We start from the raw sequence: 231 nt of genomic DNA on the forward strand, positions 1-231 counted from the left end.
GCAACGCCGCGACCCACGTCCATACGGCCATCATCGACATCACCGCCGACCCCACCCTGGACACGATGGACGCGCAACACCAGATGAAGACCATCGCGGCGGCCCGCCAGATGGGCGCCGACTGCATCCTCAGCGGCATCCGGCCGCAGATCGCCCAGACCAACGTGCATCTCGGCGTGAACCTCGCCGGCGTCGACACGAAAGCGACGCTGGCCGACGCGTTTCTCCACG

1 protein-coding gene is annotated in these 231 nt (G+C 67.5%); it reads left to right on the forward strand.

All coding sequences use genetic code 11. The features are described 5' to 3' along the window. Positions 1-231, forward strand: a 231-nt coding sequence (locus tag ACEN88_RS36430; RefSeq protein WP_413347231.1) for an STAS domain-containing protein, incomplete at both ends; no start/stop codon positions are given.

Source organism: Massilia sp. CT11-108 (assembly GCF_047302915.1).
GTDB classification, from domain to species: domain Bacteria; phylum Pseudomonadota; class Gammaproteobacteria; order Burkholderiales; family Burkholderiaceae_D; genus Telluria; species Telluria orientalis.